A 15,346-nucleotide genomic window follows, 5' to 3' on the forward strand; every position below is an offset into this window, starting at 1 on the left:
GCTGTCCACAATGTGGACAAAAACACCACAATTTGGTCGACAGCGGAAGGGCGGAGCGCAAGATCGCGGCGCGGAACAATACAGGCGCATGCCGCTGGGACGGGGCTCGCGCAAAACAAGAATGTAGCGGCAGAAGTGCCGCTTTTCGGGAGAGTGCGATGAAATTTTTCGCGATCGCAGGCGTCGCCCTGTCGGCACTGATCACGGTAGCGCTGAACACACCGGTAGACGCCCAGCAATGGCCGGCGCGTCAGGTACGGCTGATCGTGCCATATCCCGCCGGCGGCAATGTCGACGGCGCTGCGCGCGTCATCGCCGACAGGCTGCAGGCGAAGCTGGGCCAGCCGTTCATCGTGGAAAACAAGGCCGGCGCCGGCGGCCTGATCGCCGCCGAGGCGTTCGCGAAAATGCCGCCCGACGGCTACGCCTTGTTCGTCGGCGCCAACGGTCCCGTGCTGTTCGCACCTGAGATCGCCAAGCGCGAGGCCTATAACTGGAAGCGGGATTTCGTTCCCATCACCTCGATCACGATGACGCCGCTGGTGCTCGAAGTGCATCCGTCGGTGAAGGCCAAGGACCTGAAGGAATTTATCGAGCTTGCCCGCCGCGATCCGGGCAAGCTGACGATGGCTTCGCCCGGCCAGGGCACCACCAACCATCTGCTCAGCGAACTCATGCAGTCGACGCTGGGCCTGCAATGGCTGACGGTGCATTACCGCGGCAACGCGCCCGCTCTCAACGACCTGATCGGCGGACAGGTGCAGTTTGCCCTGGACCAGATCTCGGTCGGATTGCCTTCGATCAAGAGCGGCATGCTGCGCGCGCTCGCCGTCACCGGCAACCGCCGTACCTCCTGGCTGCCGGATGTCCCGACCTTCACTGAACTCGGCTACAAGGACTTTGACGGCCAGACGTTTACCGGCCTGTTCGCGCCGGCTGGCACGCCGGCGGAGATCGTGACCAAGCTCCACGATACCCTCGCGGAGATCCTGAAAGATCCGGCGATCGTTCAGAAGTTCAACGCGCTCGGCGCCGAGGCCGTATCGATGACGCCGGCCGAGTTCACGAGCTACCTCGAACGCGAGGACGCCAAGTGGATTCCCGTCGTCCGCAAGGCGAACATCAAGGCCGATTGAAGCGCATCCGATGCGGATCGATCCTGCATATCTCGACGCTGAGGCGGCCTACCGGCTGATCACCGGCATCGTGGTACCCCGCCCGATTGCCTGGGTGACCAGCCTGTCGGGCGGCGGGGTGCTCAACCTCGCCCCATTCTCTGCCTTTACGTTCGTCTCCCCGAAGCCGCCGATGCTGGCCATCAGCGTCGGCCGCAAGAGTGGAATTTACAAGGATACCGCGCAGAACATTCTCAACAACGAGGAGTACGTCGTTCACATCGCCGACTCCAGCCTGATGACGGCGGTGCACGAGAGCTCCACCGAACATCCGCCCGACGTCAGCGAGGTCGAGGAGTTGCGGCTTTCGACGCTGCCGGGAGAGCGCATCAAGGTGCCTCGTCTCGCGGCCGCACCGATTGCGATGGAATGCCGCTTCCGGCAGTGCCTCGAATTCGGCGAGACCCGCAGCCGGCTTATCGTCGGCGAAGTGCTGGCCTTTCACATCAGGGATGGCCTTTTGAACAACGGCAAGATCGAAACCGAGGCGCTCGATCCGATCGCCCGCATTGCCGGTCCCCGTTACGCCAAGCTCGGCGAGATCGTCACGCTGAAACCCGTATTCCAGACCTCGAAAACTGAATCCTGAAGCGTGCCGCGCCATCGCGCGCCGCGCTGATCCGGAGACCGATCGCATGCATCTTCTGAGCTATCTTGCAAACGGCAAGCCGTGCTTTGGCGCCAGCATCCCGGACGGGGTCGTCGACCTGACCGAACGGACGAGGTTTGCTGACCTGCGGGCGCTGATCGCCGGAGGCGGACTGAACATCGCGCGCCGGGCGATTGCCGGGCAGAAGCCGGACCATGCACTCGAGGACATCACGCTGCTGCCGCCGATTCCGGCGCCGGAAAAGCTCTGGTGCATCGGCGTCAACTACAGGGATCGCAACGCCGAGTACAAAGACAACTCGGACCTGCCGAAATATCCGAGCCTGTTCGTCCGCAACCCCTCCTCCGTCGTCGGCTCCGGTCAGCCAATCGAAAAGCCTGATGTCTCCGAACAGCTCGACTATGAAGGCGAACTGGTGATCGTGATCGGCAAGGAGGGCCGGCACATTCCCCGTGAGCGCGCCTGGGAGCACATTTTCGGTATGACGCTGTGCAACGAGGGCAGCGTTCGCGACTGGCTGCACCATGGCAAGTTCAATGTCACGCAAGGAAAGAATTTCGACCGCTCCGGCAGCATCGGCCCATGGATCGTCACCTCGGACGAATGCGATCCGCACGGCCCGCATGACATCATCACGCGCGTCAACGGCGAGGTACGCCAGAGCGATTCCACCGAGCGGCTGATGTTTCCGTTCGATTACCTGATCGCCTACCTCTCGACCTTTGCCACCCTGAAGCCCGGCGACATGATCGCCACCGGCACCCCGACCGGGGCCGGCGCCCGATTCACGCCGCCGCGCTGGCTCAAGGTCGGCGACGTCGTCGAGGTCGAGTCTGGAAAGATCGGCATCCTTCGTAACACCGTGGCGGCGGAGCAATAGAAGATGCTCGATCAACAATCCGTCGAACGGCTGGCGCAGCGCCTCGATGAAGCCGAACGCAGCAAGTCGCTGATCCCGGCATTCACGCGCGAATATCCTGACCTCACGATCGAGGACGCCTACGCCATTCAGCGCGCCTGGACCAAGCTGCAGCTCTCCCGCGGCCGCATCGTCCGGGGCCACAAGATCGGCCTGACATCGAAAGCGATGCAGAACGCCGTCGGCATTTCCGAGCCGGATTACGGCGTGCTGTTCGCCGACATGTTCTATCCCGACGCTTCGCCGATCCCGTTCGACCGCTTTCGCGCTCCCCGCATCGAGGTCGAACTGGCCTTCGTGCTGAAGACGCCGCTGAAGGGCCCTGATTGCACCCTGTTCGACGTGCTCAACGCCACCGATTACGTCACCCCGGCGCTCGAAATCCTGGAAACCCGGATGCATCGCGTCGATCCCGAGACGAAGGCGCCGCGTAAGGTGATGGATACGATCTCCGACAACGCCGCGAATGCGGCGCTGGTCGTCGGCGGCCGGCCCATTCGTCCGCTCGACGCCGACCTGCGCTGGATCGGCGCGCTGTTGTTTCGCAATGGCCAGATCGAAGAGACCGGCATTGCCGCTGGCGTGCTCAACCACCCCGCCAACGGCGTGGCCTGGCTTGCCAATCGGCTGGCTGCGCAGGGCGAGTATCTCGAAGCCGGCGAAGTGGTGCTGGCAGGATCGTTTACGCGGCCGGTCGAGATCGTCAAAGGCGACACGTTTCATGCCGATTACGGCCGGTTCGGATCGGTGTCCTGCCAGTTCGTCTGAACAAGAAGCATCCCGGAGGGAGAGCAGCGATGACAAGGCGCAAAAGCATTCACATCGGCGAGTTCAAGCACGCCAATCCCATTCCCAACGCCTGCCGCATCGGCAATCTCCTGATGTCCGGCGTCATCCTCGGCCGCGATCCCAAAACCGGCGCGATGCCAGAGCGCATCGAGGACCAGTGCGCCAACATGTTCGGGCATATGAAGGCCATCGTCGAAGCCGGCGGCGGCACGACCGACGACATCATCAAGATGACGGTTTGGCTGCAGGATCGAAAGCAGCGCGCGCCAGTCAATACCGAATGGCTGAAGATGTTTCCCGACGAGCACTCCCGCCCTGCCCGCCATGCGCTGCAGATGGACATGGAGAACGGCGCGCTCGTGCAATGCGATTTCACCGCCGTGATCGGCTGACCGCGATCAGACAAGGAACCCGAGATGCCGACCTATCTTCCGTTCGATCCGAACCCGCGCCGCCCCTCAAAACTGCCGCCGCCGAAGAGCATCGACAGCCAGTTTCACGTACTGGGACCGCTGGAAAAATATCCGGTGCGGCCAGGGGCCGCCTACCAAATGCCGACCGCGACCTGGGAGGCCGCGCTTCGCGTTCACAAGGCGCTCGGCATCGAGCGCGGCATCATCGTGCAGACCACGACCTATGGCGCCGACCATTCGGTAGTGCTCGACGGCCTCGCGGCGATGGGACCGAACTATCGCGGCTGCGCCAACGCGCTGGTGTTTGCCGAAGCCGATGACGCCTATCTCGCCAAGCTGCACGATGCCGGTGTCCGCGGGGCGCGTTTCAGCTTCCGGCAGGAACTTGGCGCCGTGCTCTCGGACAAGGATTTTGCCCGCGCCATCGCGAAGATTCGCGAACTCGGCTGGTACGCAAAAATCCAGCCGGAGAAGGATGGCATCGTCTCCAGCGTCGCCAAATACGAAAATCTCGACGTCCCCGTGCTGATCGATCACATGGCGCGGCCGGACCCGACACGCGGCAAGGACGACCCGAACTTGCAGAAGATGCTGGAGCTTCTGTCGAAGGGCAATTTCTGGGTGATGCTGTCGCTCGGCGAAAAGACCTCGAAGAAGGGCCCGCCGTGGGACGACGTCATTCCGATCGCGCGCGCCTATATCGAGGCGGCGCCCGATCGCTGCGTCTGGGCGAGCGACTGGCCGCATCCCGTGTCAGTCGTGCAGCCGCCCAACGATGCAGACCTGCTCGAACTGCTCTATCGCTACGTGGCCGATGAGGCCGAGCTGAAAAGGATCCTGGTCGCCAACCCGGCCAAACTATTCGGCTTCGAGGATTAGGGGCCTAACTCGGTCAGTTGCCATCAGAAGGCTGTGATGTTCGCGCGGGCCACGGCTGAGTAGTTTGTGGCGAGTTTGTCATAGCGGGTTGCGACACGGCGGACGCGCTCACATTTCACCGCACCCGTTGTGAAAATTTGGGGTAGACTGAAGCTCCTGGTGCTCTGCCGAGGAACCGGACCAGGAGGCACCCATGAACGTTGCGGCTTGGCTGCACGGCCTGGGGCTGGGACAATACGAGCAGGCGTTCCGCGAGAACGACCTTGACGCCGCGGTCCTTGCCCACCTGACCGCCGACGATCTGATCGGGATTGGCGTCACCTCGGTCGGCCACCGCCGCAAACTGCTTGCCGCGATCGCAGCGTTGCGTGATGGAACGGAATTGACGCCCCGTCCTGTCGCGAGCGCACCGGCCTCGATATCTCGGGTTGCTTCGCCGCTGCCGGAGGCTGACCGGAGGCAGGTGACGGTGCTGTTCGCCGATCTCGCCGGCTACACGAAGCTCGCCGACGAACTCGACGCTGAGGAAGTCCACGCCTTCCTCGGAAGCTTCTTCGACCTTGCCGACGCAAGCGTCGCCGATCACGGCGGAACTGTCGACAAGCACATCGGCGATTGCGTGATGGCGGTTTTCGGGGCCCCCATGGCCTATGGGAACGACCCCGAGCGATGCGCCCGGGCAGCCCTCGACATCGGGCGTCGCCTGCCCATGCTCGCAGCCGAGCTCGGCCGCCCGGTTGGCGTGCACATCGGCATTGCCAGTGGCGAGGTTGTGGCAAGCGGCACCGGCAGCGCGCGGCACCTTGAGTACACGGTCACCGGCGAGTCCGTGAACCTCGCCTCGCGCCTGAAAGATAAGGCGGCCACGGGCGAGATCCTCATTTCGGATTCGGTCTACCGTGCGCTCGCCGAGCGGGTCGATTGCGCCGATGTCGGAGAGCTCGCCATCAAAGGTCTCGCAAAGCCGGTCAGAGCGTGGCGACTGCGCGCCTTTCGCGAACCGGCCCGCTCAGGCCGCCAAGCCTTTGTTGGCCGCCACCGCGAACTGCGGCAGCTCGAAGCGGCGCTTGTCCAGTGCCGGGACACGAGACACGGCCGCGCCATCTACATCCGTGGGGAGGCCGGAATCGGCAAAACCCGTCTGCTTGAGCATTTCCAGGCGAAGGCCGAAGCGGAGCGCTTCGCCTGTCACAGCGGATTAGTGCTCGACTTCGGAATGGGCTCCGGCCAGGACGCAATCCGCTCGCTCGTCCGCAGCCTGCTCGATCTGACGGGCCAGAGCAGCCAGGACGAGATCGACGCAGCAGCGGAAAAGGCCTTTACAGATGGCCTGCTTGCTGACGAGCAGCGGGTGTACCTGAACGACCTCCTGAACATGCCGCAATCGACCGAGCTGCGTACACTCTATGATGCGATGGACAACGCTGCCCGCAACCGCGGCAAGCGGGTTACCGTCGCCGAGCTCGTCACCCGCGCGAGCCAGCGTCGTCCTCGGCTGCTGGCGATTGAGGACCTGCACTGGGCTGACCAGACCACGCTCGACCATCTGGCAAACCTTGCCGAGACAGTCCTTGGGTGTCCGGCGCTGCTAGTCATGACCTCGCGGATCGAGCGCGAGTCGCTCCGTGAGGTTGCCGGCCATCCGATTGTGACGATCGACCTCGGCCCGCTTCAGCCGAGCGAAGCCAACGGACTCGCCGAGGCCTATTTCGACGCACTCGGCGAGGTCGCCCAGCGTTGCATTGAACGGGCTGCCGGCAACCCGCTGTTTCTGGAGCAACTGTTGCGGCATGCCGAGGAGAGTGCCGACGGTGGCATCCCCGGGTCGATCCGGAGTTTGGTGCAGGCACGCTTGGATCGGCTCGCGATGCCCGACAAGCGGGCGCTGCAAGCGGCCTCGGTACTCGGCCAGCGCTTTACCACCGAAGCGTTGGCAGCCCTGATCGATCAGCCCGGATGGAATTGTGCCGACCTAGAGCGGCATCTCCTGGTGCGCCCGCAGGGCAATCACTACCTCTTCGCCCACGCGCTGATCCAGGAGGGCGTCTACGACACGCTGCTCAGGAGCCGGCGTCGCGAGTTGCATCGGCGGGCAGCAGATTGGTTCAGGAGCCGTGACCTGACGTTGTGCGCACAGCATCTGGACCGGGCCGACGACGATGGCGCTCCTCAGGCCTACCTGGAAGCGGCACGTGCGCAGGCAGCGGAGTACCGGATCGAACGGGCCCTGCGTCTTGTCGAACGCGGGGTTACCCTGGCCAGAAAGCGCGCCGATGTGAGCGCGCTGTCCCTGCTCCGGGGTGAGATCCTGCACGACTTCGGTTCAATCTCGGAATCGATTGCTGCTTTCGAGCAAGCCTTGGCGGTCGCTGATGTCGACATCGAGCGGTGTCGAGCCTGGCTTGGGCTCGCCGCCGGCCTGCGCATGACCGATCGTTTCGACGAGGCCTTTGCGATGCTGGACAAAGCCGCGACCGCGGCAGCTACGGACGACCTCGCGGCAGAGCGCGCTCGGGTCCACCACCTGCGTGGCAATCTCTGCTTCCCGCTCGGAAGGCTCGTCGAGTGCCTGCAGGAGCATGAGCAGGCGCTCGACTGCGCCCGAAGAGCCCACTTGCCGGTGATGGAGGCACGTGCGCTTGGTGGCTTGGGCGACGCCGAGTACGCGCGCGGCCGGATGGCCAGCGCCCATCGGCACTTCAGCCGGTGCGCGGAACTGTCGCGCGCGTCCGGCGCCGGGCGCATCGAAGTCGCCAACCTCAGTATGGTCGCGCATACCCAGGCATACCTCAACGATTTCTCCGCCGCGCTTGCGACGACCCAGACCGCGGTCGAGTTGGCGGCGCGAGTCGGGCATCACCGGGCGGAAATCATCGCCCACAACGCGGCGTGCAACGTGTTTCGCACAACCGGCGAGTTTGCGCGTGTGAAGCTGCATGCCCAGCGGGCGCTGACCCTCGCTCGACAACTCGGCGCCAAAAGGTTCGAGGCGGTCAGCCTCAACGATCTGGCCATGGTCGCTCGCGCAGAGAAAAGCAGGGCGGAGGCGATCGATCTGCTACATCGTGCCCTGGCAATCAGCCGTGAGACCGGGTTCAGCTTTGTGGGCCCGTGGATCCTCGGCCACCTTGCGGTCACGACCGAGGATCCGATTGAGCGTCATGCGACGCTGACGGAAGGCGAGGAGATCCTCCGCAAAGGCGCGGTGGGCCACAATCATTTGTGGTTCTTCCGGTACGCGATCGACGCATCGCTAGACTCTCGGGATTGGGATGGCGCGGAGCGCTACAGCGCGGCGCTCGAGTATTATACGCGGCCAGAACCGTTGCCCTGGGCCAATTTCTTCGTCCGCTACGGGCGCGTCGTTGCTGTACATGGTCGACGCCGCCGCGGACAGGAGACCACATTCGAGCTTGACGACCTGTTGGCCGAGGCCGAGCGGCTCGGCATCGGTCCGGCGCTTGTGGCCCTTGCGCGGCCGCAACGGCCCCGTTGGCAGCAAGAAACGTGACGAATGTATACGGAGTTCTCTAGCGGAGATCCGCTCCGCGCCAAGTCCGTCGCGTCGGCAAGAGCGACACCGCTTGGAACACGCGCGATGCGACCTGGTCGATGGTCATTGCGGGTATCGATCCCAATCCGCAAAATGCGGGCGAAATCACGCGCTGCACCAAGGGCTACTGGGAGGCCGTGCATCCCTACTCAGCTGACGGCAGCTATGTGAATTTCATGATGGACGATGGGGACGACAACAGGCTCAAGGCAACCTATGGCAATAACTACGACCGCCTCGTCGCTTTGAAAGCCAAGTACGACCCGACAAACTTCTTTTGCGTGAACCAGAACCTCAAACCGCTGCACTCATCTGTGGACGCCCCGCGAGATGCAAGCGGTTTTTGAAGAAGATTGGCGCGTAGTCGGATGCTGCCATCTGTCCGGCCTCTGATGCAGCGATGGAGCTGCGGGCCCGTATGGGAGTTCGCGGACCGGAACCAAATCATAAATACGTGCTCCAGGCACGATGAGTACATCTGGTTCTTCCGGCCCCGTCTCGCCGACTGTTGCGCCATACCCTCCTTCGACCGACTACATCTCTGACGACCTCAGGCCCACTAGGCTTACGCCTTGGCGGCGACCGGAGCTCTGTAGTTTTCCTGCTTTACAAGTAGTGCCCAGACAATCCGCGCCATCTTGTTGGCGAGCGCGACGGTTACCAGCATGCGTGGTTTGCGAGCCAGCATCTGTTCGAGCCACGAACCCTTTGGTGCGCCCCGTTTGCTTGCCTGCTGCACGACGGCGCTGCTGCCGATGATGAGGAGGCGCCTGAGTGTGCGCTCACCCATTTTGGATGTCGCACCGAGCTTCTGCTTGCCGCCTGTCGATCTTTGAAGAGGCGTAAGACCCAGCCAGGCGGCAAAGTCCCGGCCCTTGGCAAAGGTCTCGGCCGGCGGTGCTAGAGCGGTGATCGCGGTAGCGGAGATTGGGCCAATGCCGGGAATGGTCATCAGCCTTCGCGATACTTCGTCCTCGCGGGCACGTCGGGCGATCTCCTTGTCGAGATCCGCGATCTTGCCATTGAGGCCGGCGAGCAGGTCTAACATCACTCGGAACATGGTGTGGGCCGCTTCTGGAAGCGAGCTGACCATCTCTTCTTCCTCGATCAGGTCGGCAAGCATCGCCACATGCGATGGTCCCTTGGGTGCGACCCAACCATATTCAGTGAGGTGTCCCCGAATCGCGTTGATGAGCTGGGTTCGCTGCCGCACTAACAGATCACGGGTCCGAAACACCAGACCCGCCGCTTGTTGCTGCTCGCTCTTCACGGCCACGAACCGCATGCTCGGCCGCTGCGCTGCCTCGCAGATCGCCTCGGCATCGATCGCGTCGTTCTTTTGCCGCTTCACGAACGGTTTTACATAGGCGGGCGGGATCAGCCGAACTTCATGGCCGAGTTGGGTGAGCTGACGGGCCCAGTGATGTGCTCCGCCACATGCCTCCAGCGCTACCGTGCAACTCGGCTGGGCTGCGAAGAAATCCAGCAGCTTTCCTCGGCTGATCCGCTTGCTGAATATCGCTCGACCCCGCTCATCCGCTCCGTGCGCGTGAAAAACATGCTTGGCGATATCCAGACCGATTATGATAACCTCTGACACGGACGCCTCCCTTAAGTGGTGCTCAACATCTCCACTTTGGCACATCGATGCCGTCGGCGGGGCGTCCACCCCATCATAAATGATCACGTCCGCCGCGCAGTTCGAGTATGTCCAAGGATATTGTCGGAACGTTCTTGGAGCGGGTGCAATCTGATTGAGTTTGACGCGAGGAACCGGCCACCGCTATCCGGCGGTGGCCGTCATTTTGGCAAGTAGCATCGGCCGTCGGCATCCTACTATCATCGGCAGATGACCACACGTGAGTCTGCTGCTTCCGAAATCACGCCCGAAGTGCTGCTGCGGGCCTATGCCTGCGGCATCTTCCCGATGGCCGAGAGCGCCGGCGATCCGACGCTGTTCTGGGTCGAGCCGGAAATGCGCGGTGTGATTCCACTCGACGGCTTCCGCATCGCCTCTCGGCTTGCCCGCACCGTACGTTCGGACAATTTCAGGGTTTCCGTCGATACCGCCTTCAAGGCCGTCATCGCGGGCTGCGCGGCGCCGCAGCCGGGCCGCGACGACACCTGGATCAACAAGCGCATCCGCGATCTCTATCTCGGGCTCCACGAGCTCGGGCACTGCCACAGCGTCGAGGTCTGGCAGGACGGCGATCTCGTCGGCGGCCTCTATGGCGTGAGTTTGGGGCGGGCGTTCTTCGGCGAAAGCATGTTTCATCGCGTCCGCGACGCTTCCAAAGTGGCGCTGGTGCATCTGGTGGCGCGGCTGATCGCAGGCGGGTTCGAGCTGCTCGACACGCAATATGTCACCGAACATCTGCGCCGTTTCGGAGCGGTCGAAATTCCAAGGCGCCGCTATCGCGCACTTCTCGACAAGGCGATCGCGGGGGAGCAAGCGGATTTTATGCGGCTACCGTCCAGCATCGGCGGTGCGGAGGCGCTCGCGATCATCGCCAAACGCAATTGATTTGGTCCAAACCTGGTGCGGCGCCGGGCAATCGAAAGCTACGGGCTCGTTGTCTCGCCCACTTCCAAATGGCTCAAACCGGCGGTGGGTTCAATCGCGCAAAGCCTTCCTGGGTGCGATAAGGATAGTAGGGATAGCAGGGCATCACCGCGCTCGCCTTGTCCAGGCGCGCGATCTGCTCGGCGGTCAGCGACCAGCCGACCGCGCCGAGATTGTCGCGGAGCTGCGCTTCGTCGCGCGCGCCGATGATCACGGACGACACGCTCGGGCGGGTGAGCAGCCATGCGATCGCGACCTGCGGCACGGAGCGACCGGTCTCGGTCGCGACAGCATCCAGGACATCGACGACGCGATAGAGCCGCTCCTCGTCGACGGGTGGACCGAACTGCGCCGTCTCGCGCAGGCGGCTGCCCGCCGGCAGCGGCTGGCCACGTCGTATCCTGCCGGTGAGACGCCCCCAACCCAGCGGGCTCCAGACCAGCGCGCCGACGCCCTGATCGAGGGCGAGCGGCATGAGCTCCCACTCATAGTCTCGGCCGACAAGCGAATAATAGACTTGGTGCGCCACATGGCGCGGCCAGCCGTGACGCTCGGCAATGGCGAGCGACTTCATCAACTGCCAGCCCGAGAAGTTGGAGGCGCCGACATAGCGCAACTTGCCGCCGCGGACGAGCCCGTCAAGCGTTGACAGCACTTCCTCGATCGGCGTGAAGGCATCGAAGGCGTGGAGTTGCAGCAAGTCAATATAGTCGGTCCCGAGCCGCCGCAGGGCAGCGTCCACCGCCGACACGAGGCGATGTCGCGATGAGCCGGCGTCGAATGGACCGTCACCCGTCGGCAAGCTCGTCTTGGTAGAGATCAGCACCCTGTCGCGGCGGCCTTTGATCGCGGCGCCGAGAATCGCTTCCGACGCGCCGTTCGAATAGACATCGGCGGTGTCGAACAGGTTGACGCCGGCCTCGAGGCAGATGTCGATTAGCCGCCTCGCCTCCTCGGCGCCGCTCTGGCCCCAGGCCGAGAACAGCGGCCCCTGTCCGCCGAACGTGCCCGTGCCGAAACTGATAACGGGGACCTTCAGGCCCGAGGCACCCAGATTGCGATATTCCATCATCGTGCTCCCTTTTGATCCTTCTTCATTCCGCCGGGCACGGCGCAGCGGAAGGTACCGGCCGGTCCAGATGCATGCTGCATAGCGCCAGCACGAGTCCCCCCGCGGTGATCGCCGCCGCGACGAGCGGAAGCGCGGCAAGGCCCAGGCCGTGATCGATCGCAAGCCCGCCGGCCCAGGCGCCGAGCGCATTGCCGAGATTGAAGGCCGCGATGTTGAGGCTGGAGGCGAGCGTGCGCCCCTCCGCGCCGGCCGCTTCGAGCACGCGAAGCTGCAGCGGCGCAACGGTGGCGAAGGCGGCGATGCCGAGCAGGAAGATGGACGCCACGGCGAGACCTTTGATCGGCAGCACTGCCGCAAGCGCGACGAGCACGAGCGCAAGCGCCGCGAGCGTACCGATCAGGGCGCGTCCGAGACCACGGTCGGCGAGCCGCCCGCCCGCAACATTGCCGATCGACAGGCCGACACCGAACACGAGAAGGATCGGCGAGACTGCCGCTTCAGAGAAGCCGGTCAGCCGCGTCAGGATCGGCTGAACATAGGTAAAGACCACGAACAGGCCGGCAAAACCGAACACCGTCATGGCGAGGCCGAGCAGGACTTGCGGACGGCCGACCACCGCCAGTTCCTCGCGCAGCGAAGTGGCTTTCTCATCGCCACCCACGTTGCCGGGAACGAGAACGACCAGCACAGCGAAGGCGACCACCCCGATCGCGGTCACCGCCCAGAATGCGGCGCGCCACCCCAGCATCAGGCCGAACCACGCACCAAAGGGTACGCCGAGCAGTGTCGCCACCGTCAGTCCGATGAACATAGTGGCAATTGCGGAGGCACGCTTGTCCTCAGTGACGAGGCTCGTCGCCACCACCGATCCGACGCCAAAGAATGTGCCATGAGCGAGAGAGGTGAGGATCCGCGCCGCCATCAACAGCCCGTAGTCCGGCGCCAGCGCGCAGGCGGCGTTGCCGAGGGTAAAGATCGCCATCAGAGAAAGCAGCACCGCCTTGCGCGGCATCCGCCGCGTCGCCAGCGTCAGGATCGGCGCTCCCACGAACACGCCGAGCGCATAGCCGGAGATCAGGAGACCTGCCGTTGAGACCGAGACCTGCATGTCGGCGGCGACCTGCAGCAGGAGACCCATGATGATGAACTCAGTGGTGCCGATGCCAAAGGCACCGGCGGTCAGCGCAAGGACGGCGGCAGGCATGCGTTGCTCCGGATAGGGACAGGATTGCTGCAACGCAAATAGCGGAAGGACGGTGGAAGAATTAGAGTGCCGGCAGTCCAATCATTTGTGACGTGAAATCAACATGAGCCGACTCGACACCAATCGTTCCGCCGAGATGGAGGTCTTCGTCCGCGTCGTCGACCTCGGCGGGTTCACCGCTGCGGCAAAGAGCTTTCGCCTGACCCCATCCGGCGTCAGCAAGCTGCTATCCCGCCTGGAAGCCCGGCTCGGCACGCGGCTCGTCAACCGGACGACACGCAAACTCCAACTGACTGAGGAAGGCCAAGCCTTCTACCAGCGCTCGCTGCGCATCCTCGGCGAGATCGAGGAGGCCGAGCGCGAGGCCGGCTCCGGTGCGGCGCCGCGCGGGCATCTGATGGTGAACAGCAATATCCCCTTTGGCATGCGGCACGTAATGCCGCTGTTGCCGCGCTTCCTCGTCGAGCATCCGGAGATCACGCTCGACGTCGTCCTCACCGATACCGTCATCGACCTGATGCAGGAGCGCGCCGACGTAGCCATCCGCGTCGGGCCGCTGGGGGCTTCGCGCCTCGTCGCGCGCAAGCTCGGGACCAGCCGCATGGCGGTGGTAGCCGCGCCGACCTATCTTGCCCGTTTCGGCGAGCCGAAGACGCCGGCTGACCTCGCCAGCCATCGCGGCATCGGCTGGACTTTTCCGCGCAGCATCCGCGGCTGGCCATTTCGTCGCGGCGAGCGGATCGAGGAGGTGTTGCCGCCGCCGTCCGCGCGCGCCAGCGACGGCGAAGCGGTCCGCCGGCTCGCGCTCGGCGGCGTCGGCTGCGCACGCCTGGCTCTATTCCACATCGGTCCCGACATCGAGGCCGGGCGTCTCGTTCCGATGCTGCAGAACTATAATCCGGGGGACCGCGAAGACATCCATGCGATCTACGTCGGCCACGCCGGGCCGCTGCCAGCGCGCGTGCGGACCTTCATCGATTTCCTCGCAACGCACATCCGGATGGGTGACCCCACCCTAAGGCGCGCTGCCGACGGCAAGTGGAAGCTGCACGGCGGATACTAAGTGTTTGGGACAGAAGACGCCCACACGGAAGCGCAGACGTCCTGGCTAATTCCCGAACAACCCGCCAAACAACCCGCCCGGCCGCTGTTGCGGCGGAGGCGGCGGCGGTGCTTGCTGCGGCTGCTGCTGGAATTGCGGCTGCGGCGGCGGTCCCGGCGGACGCGGCGCCGCCTGCTTCGGCGATGGCGGACGCTTCGCACCCGGCGGCGGCACGGCCGGCTTCGGTGGATCGGGCTGCGCACTGACGATGGTTTGGTCTGGGCCTTTGCAGTCGGTCAGCCAGATATCGTAGACCGGGTGCTCGACGCCGTGCAGGCCGGGACTGGCGGCGAACATCCAGCCGGAGAAGATCCGCTTCACCTCCCCCTGCAGCGTGATCTCGTCGACTTCGACAAAGGCGTCGGTGTTGGCCGCTTCGGTCGAGGGGCGCGTGTAGCAGGCGCTGGTCTTCACGCGCAGCGCGCCGAACTGCACGGTCTCGCCGATATCTTCGTCGAAATTGATGATGCGGCCGGTGATCTTGTCGAGGCCGGAGAAGCTCGCCTTCTTGTTGGTGATCTTGGTTGCCGGCGGTTCGGACACGACCTCGTCGCCCGGCTGCAGGGTCGCCGGCGAACTGGGCACGCCCTTCGCCGGAGGCTGGCGCTGGCCCGGCGGCACGTTGGCGACGCCTGGACCTCCGGGCTGCGGCGGCTGAACGGCGACACCCGGCTGGGTGCCCTGAGGAGTCCCTGGCGGCGGCGCCAGCGGCTGCGACTGGAAGCTTCCCGGCGGGGGCGCACCCTGGCCCGGCGGCGGACGGTTCGGCGTCGGCAGCAGGCGGCCGCGCGGCAGTTCCGGCACTTCCTCGTCGTCATCAGGGAATTGTTGCTGCTGTTGATGGCCGCGCGGAATGGCACCCGGCGGCCGCAGCGGCGGATCGGAAAAGATATTGCCGATCTGCGCCTGCGCGGGCGGCGCGAGCGAGGTCATGGTGGCGGCGATCAGGGCCGCAAGACCGGTCAGGGCAATGGTTCGAAGCATCTCGCGCGGCTTTAATGGGCGAATCGGGCTCGCGACATAGTACAGACTAATCCGCCGCTCGCGTCCTTCCCGGTTAACACGGT

The 15,346-nt window shown here is 64.4% G+C and carries 14 protein-coding genes; 10 read left to right on the forward strand and 4 right to left on the reverse strand.

The genetic code is table 11. The features are described 5' to 3' along the window. Positions 1 to 158 precede the first annotated feature (158 nt). The 8 genes from LMTR13_RS21605 to LMTR13_RS21640 all read left to right on the forward strand — a co-directional run bounded on the left by LMTR13_RS21605 (position 159) and on the right by LMTR13_RS21640 (position 8,685). Positions 159 to 1,136, forward strand: a complete 978-nt coding sequence (locus LMTR13_RS21605; RefSeq protein ID WP_065729590.1) for a Bug family tripartite tricarboxylate transporter substrate binding protein — start codon at positions 159 to 161, stop codon at positions 1,134 to 1,136. A gap of 10 nt (positions 1,137 to 1,146) precedes the next feature. Next, positions 1,147 to 1,764 (forward strand): flavin reductase family protein, encoded by a 618-nt coding sequence (locus tag LMTR13_RS21610; protein ID WP_065729591.1) that lies wholly within the window; start codon positions 1,147 to 1,149, stop codon positions 1,762 to 1,764. Positions 1,765 to 1,810: 46 nt separating this feature from the next. After that, positions 1,811 to 2,665: a fumarylacetoacetate hydrolase family protein gene (locus LMTR13_RS21615; RefSeq protein ID WP_065729592.1), complete on the forward strand. Its 855-nt coding sequence runs from the start codon at positions 1,811 to 1,813 to the stop codon at positions 2,663 to 2,665. A 3-nt stretch (positions 2,666 to 2,668) separates the two neighbouring features. Then, complete coding sequence (gene hpaH / locus LMTR13_RS21620) at positions 2,669 to 3,472, forward strand: 2-oxo-hept-4-ene-1,7-dioate hydratase (protein WP_065729593.1); 804 nt, start codon at positions 2,669 to 2,671, stop codon at positions 3,470 to 3,472. Between the two features lie 29 nt (positions 3,473 to 3,501). After that, the gene (locus tag LMTR13_RS21625) at positions 3,502 to 3,885 is read left to right on the forward strand and encodes a RidA family protein (RefSeq protein ID WP_065729594.1); all 384 of its coding nucleotides are present in this window, start codon (positions 3,502 to 3,504) and stop codon (positions 3,883 to 3,885) included. Positions 3,886 to 3,909: 24 nt separating this feature from the next. Beyond that, positions 3,910 to 4,785 (forward strand): amidohydrolase family protein, encoded by an 876-nt coding sequence (locus tag LMTR13_RS21630; protein ID WP_065729595.1) that lies wholly within the window; start codon positions 3,910 to 3,912, stop codon positions 4,783 to 4,785. 193 nt (positions 4,786 to 4,978) lie between these two features. Continuing rightward, the gene (locus LMTR13_RS21635) at positions 4,979 to 8,296 is read left to right on the forward strand and encodes an adenylate/guanylate cyclase domain-containing protein (RefSeq protein WP_065729596.1); all 3,318 of its coding nucleotides are present in this window, start codon (positions 4,979 to 4,981) and stop codon (positions 8,294 to 8,296) included. A gap of 101 nt (positions 8,297 to 8,397) precedes the next feature. Beyond that, positions 8,398 to 8,685: a BBE domain-containing protein gene (locus tag LMTR13_RS21640; protein ID WP_065729597.1), complete on the forward strand. Its 288-nt coding sequence runs from the start codon at positions 8,398 to 8,400 to the stop codon at positions 8,683 to 8,685. Between the two features lie 218 nt (positions 8,686 to 8,903). Here the strand turns inward: LMTR13_RS21640 and LMTR13_RS21645 are convergent, their stop codons facing one another. Next, positions 8,904 to 9,938, reverse strand: coding sequence for an IS110 family RNA-guided transposase (locus tag LMTR13_RS21645; protein WP_065732464.1), 1,035 nt, complete (start codon positions 9,936 to 9,938; stop codon positions 8,904 to 8,906). A 249-nt stretch (positions 9,939 to 10,187) separates the two neighbouring features. Here LMTR13_RS21645 and aat point away from each other — a divergent pair, with 249 nt between their 5' ends. Beyond that, positions 10,188 to 10,862 carry a leucyl/phenylalanyl-tRNA--protein transferase gene (aat, locus tag LMTR13_RS21650; protein ID WP_065729598.1) on the forward strand — a complete coding sequence of 225 codons (675 nt, stop codon included), beginning with the start codon at positions 10,188 to 10,190 and terminating at the stop codon, positions 10,860 to 10,862. Between the two features lie 73 nt (positions 10,863 to 10,935). Here the strand turns inward: aat and LMTR13_RS21655 are convergent, their stop codons facing one another. Together LMTR13_RS21655 and LMTR13_RS21660 are read right to left on the reverse strand one after the other, a co-directional pair. Continuing rightward, positions 10,936 to 11,970, reverse strand: a complete 1,035-nt coding sequence (locus LMTR13_RS21655; RefSeq protein ID WP_065732869.1) for an aldo/keto reductase — start codon at positions 11,968 to 11,970, stop codon at positions 10,936 to 10,938. 25 nt (positions 11,971 to 11,995) lie between these two features. Then, positions 11,996 to 13,177 (reverse strand): MFS transporter, encoded by a 1,182-nt coding sequence (locus tag LMTR13_RS21660; protein ID WP_065729599.1) that lies wholly within the window; start codon positions 13,175 to 13,177, stop codon positions 11,996 to 11,998. 103 nt (positions 13,178 to 13,280) lie between these two features. Here LMTR13_RS21660 and LMTR13_RS21665 point away from each other — a divergent pair, with 103 nt between their 5' ends. Further along, positions 13,281 to 14,240, forward strand: coding sequence for a LysR family transcriptional regulator (locus LMTR13_RS21665; protein WP_065729600.1), 960 nt, complete (start codon positions 13,281 to 13,283; stop codon positions 14,238 to 14,240). Between the two features lie 45 nt (positions 14,241 to 14,285). Here LMTR13_RS21665 and LMTR13_RS21670 read toward each other — a convergent pair whose 3' ends face one another. After that, positions 14,286 to 15,263, reverse strand: a complete 978-nt coding sequence (locus LMTR13_RS21670) for a DUF2155 domain-containing protein (RefSeq protein ID WP_065729601.1) — start codon at positions 15,261 to 15,263, stop codon at positions 14,286 to 14,288. Between the last annotated feature and the right edge of the window lie 83 nt (positions 15,264 to 15,346).

It is taken from the genome of Bradyrhizobium icense (assembly GCF_001693385.1).
GTDB lineage: Bacteria > Pseudomonadota > Alphaproteobacteria > Rhizobiales > Xanthobacteraceae > Bradyrhizobium > Bradyrhizobium icense.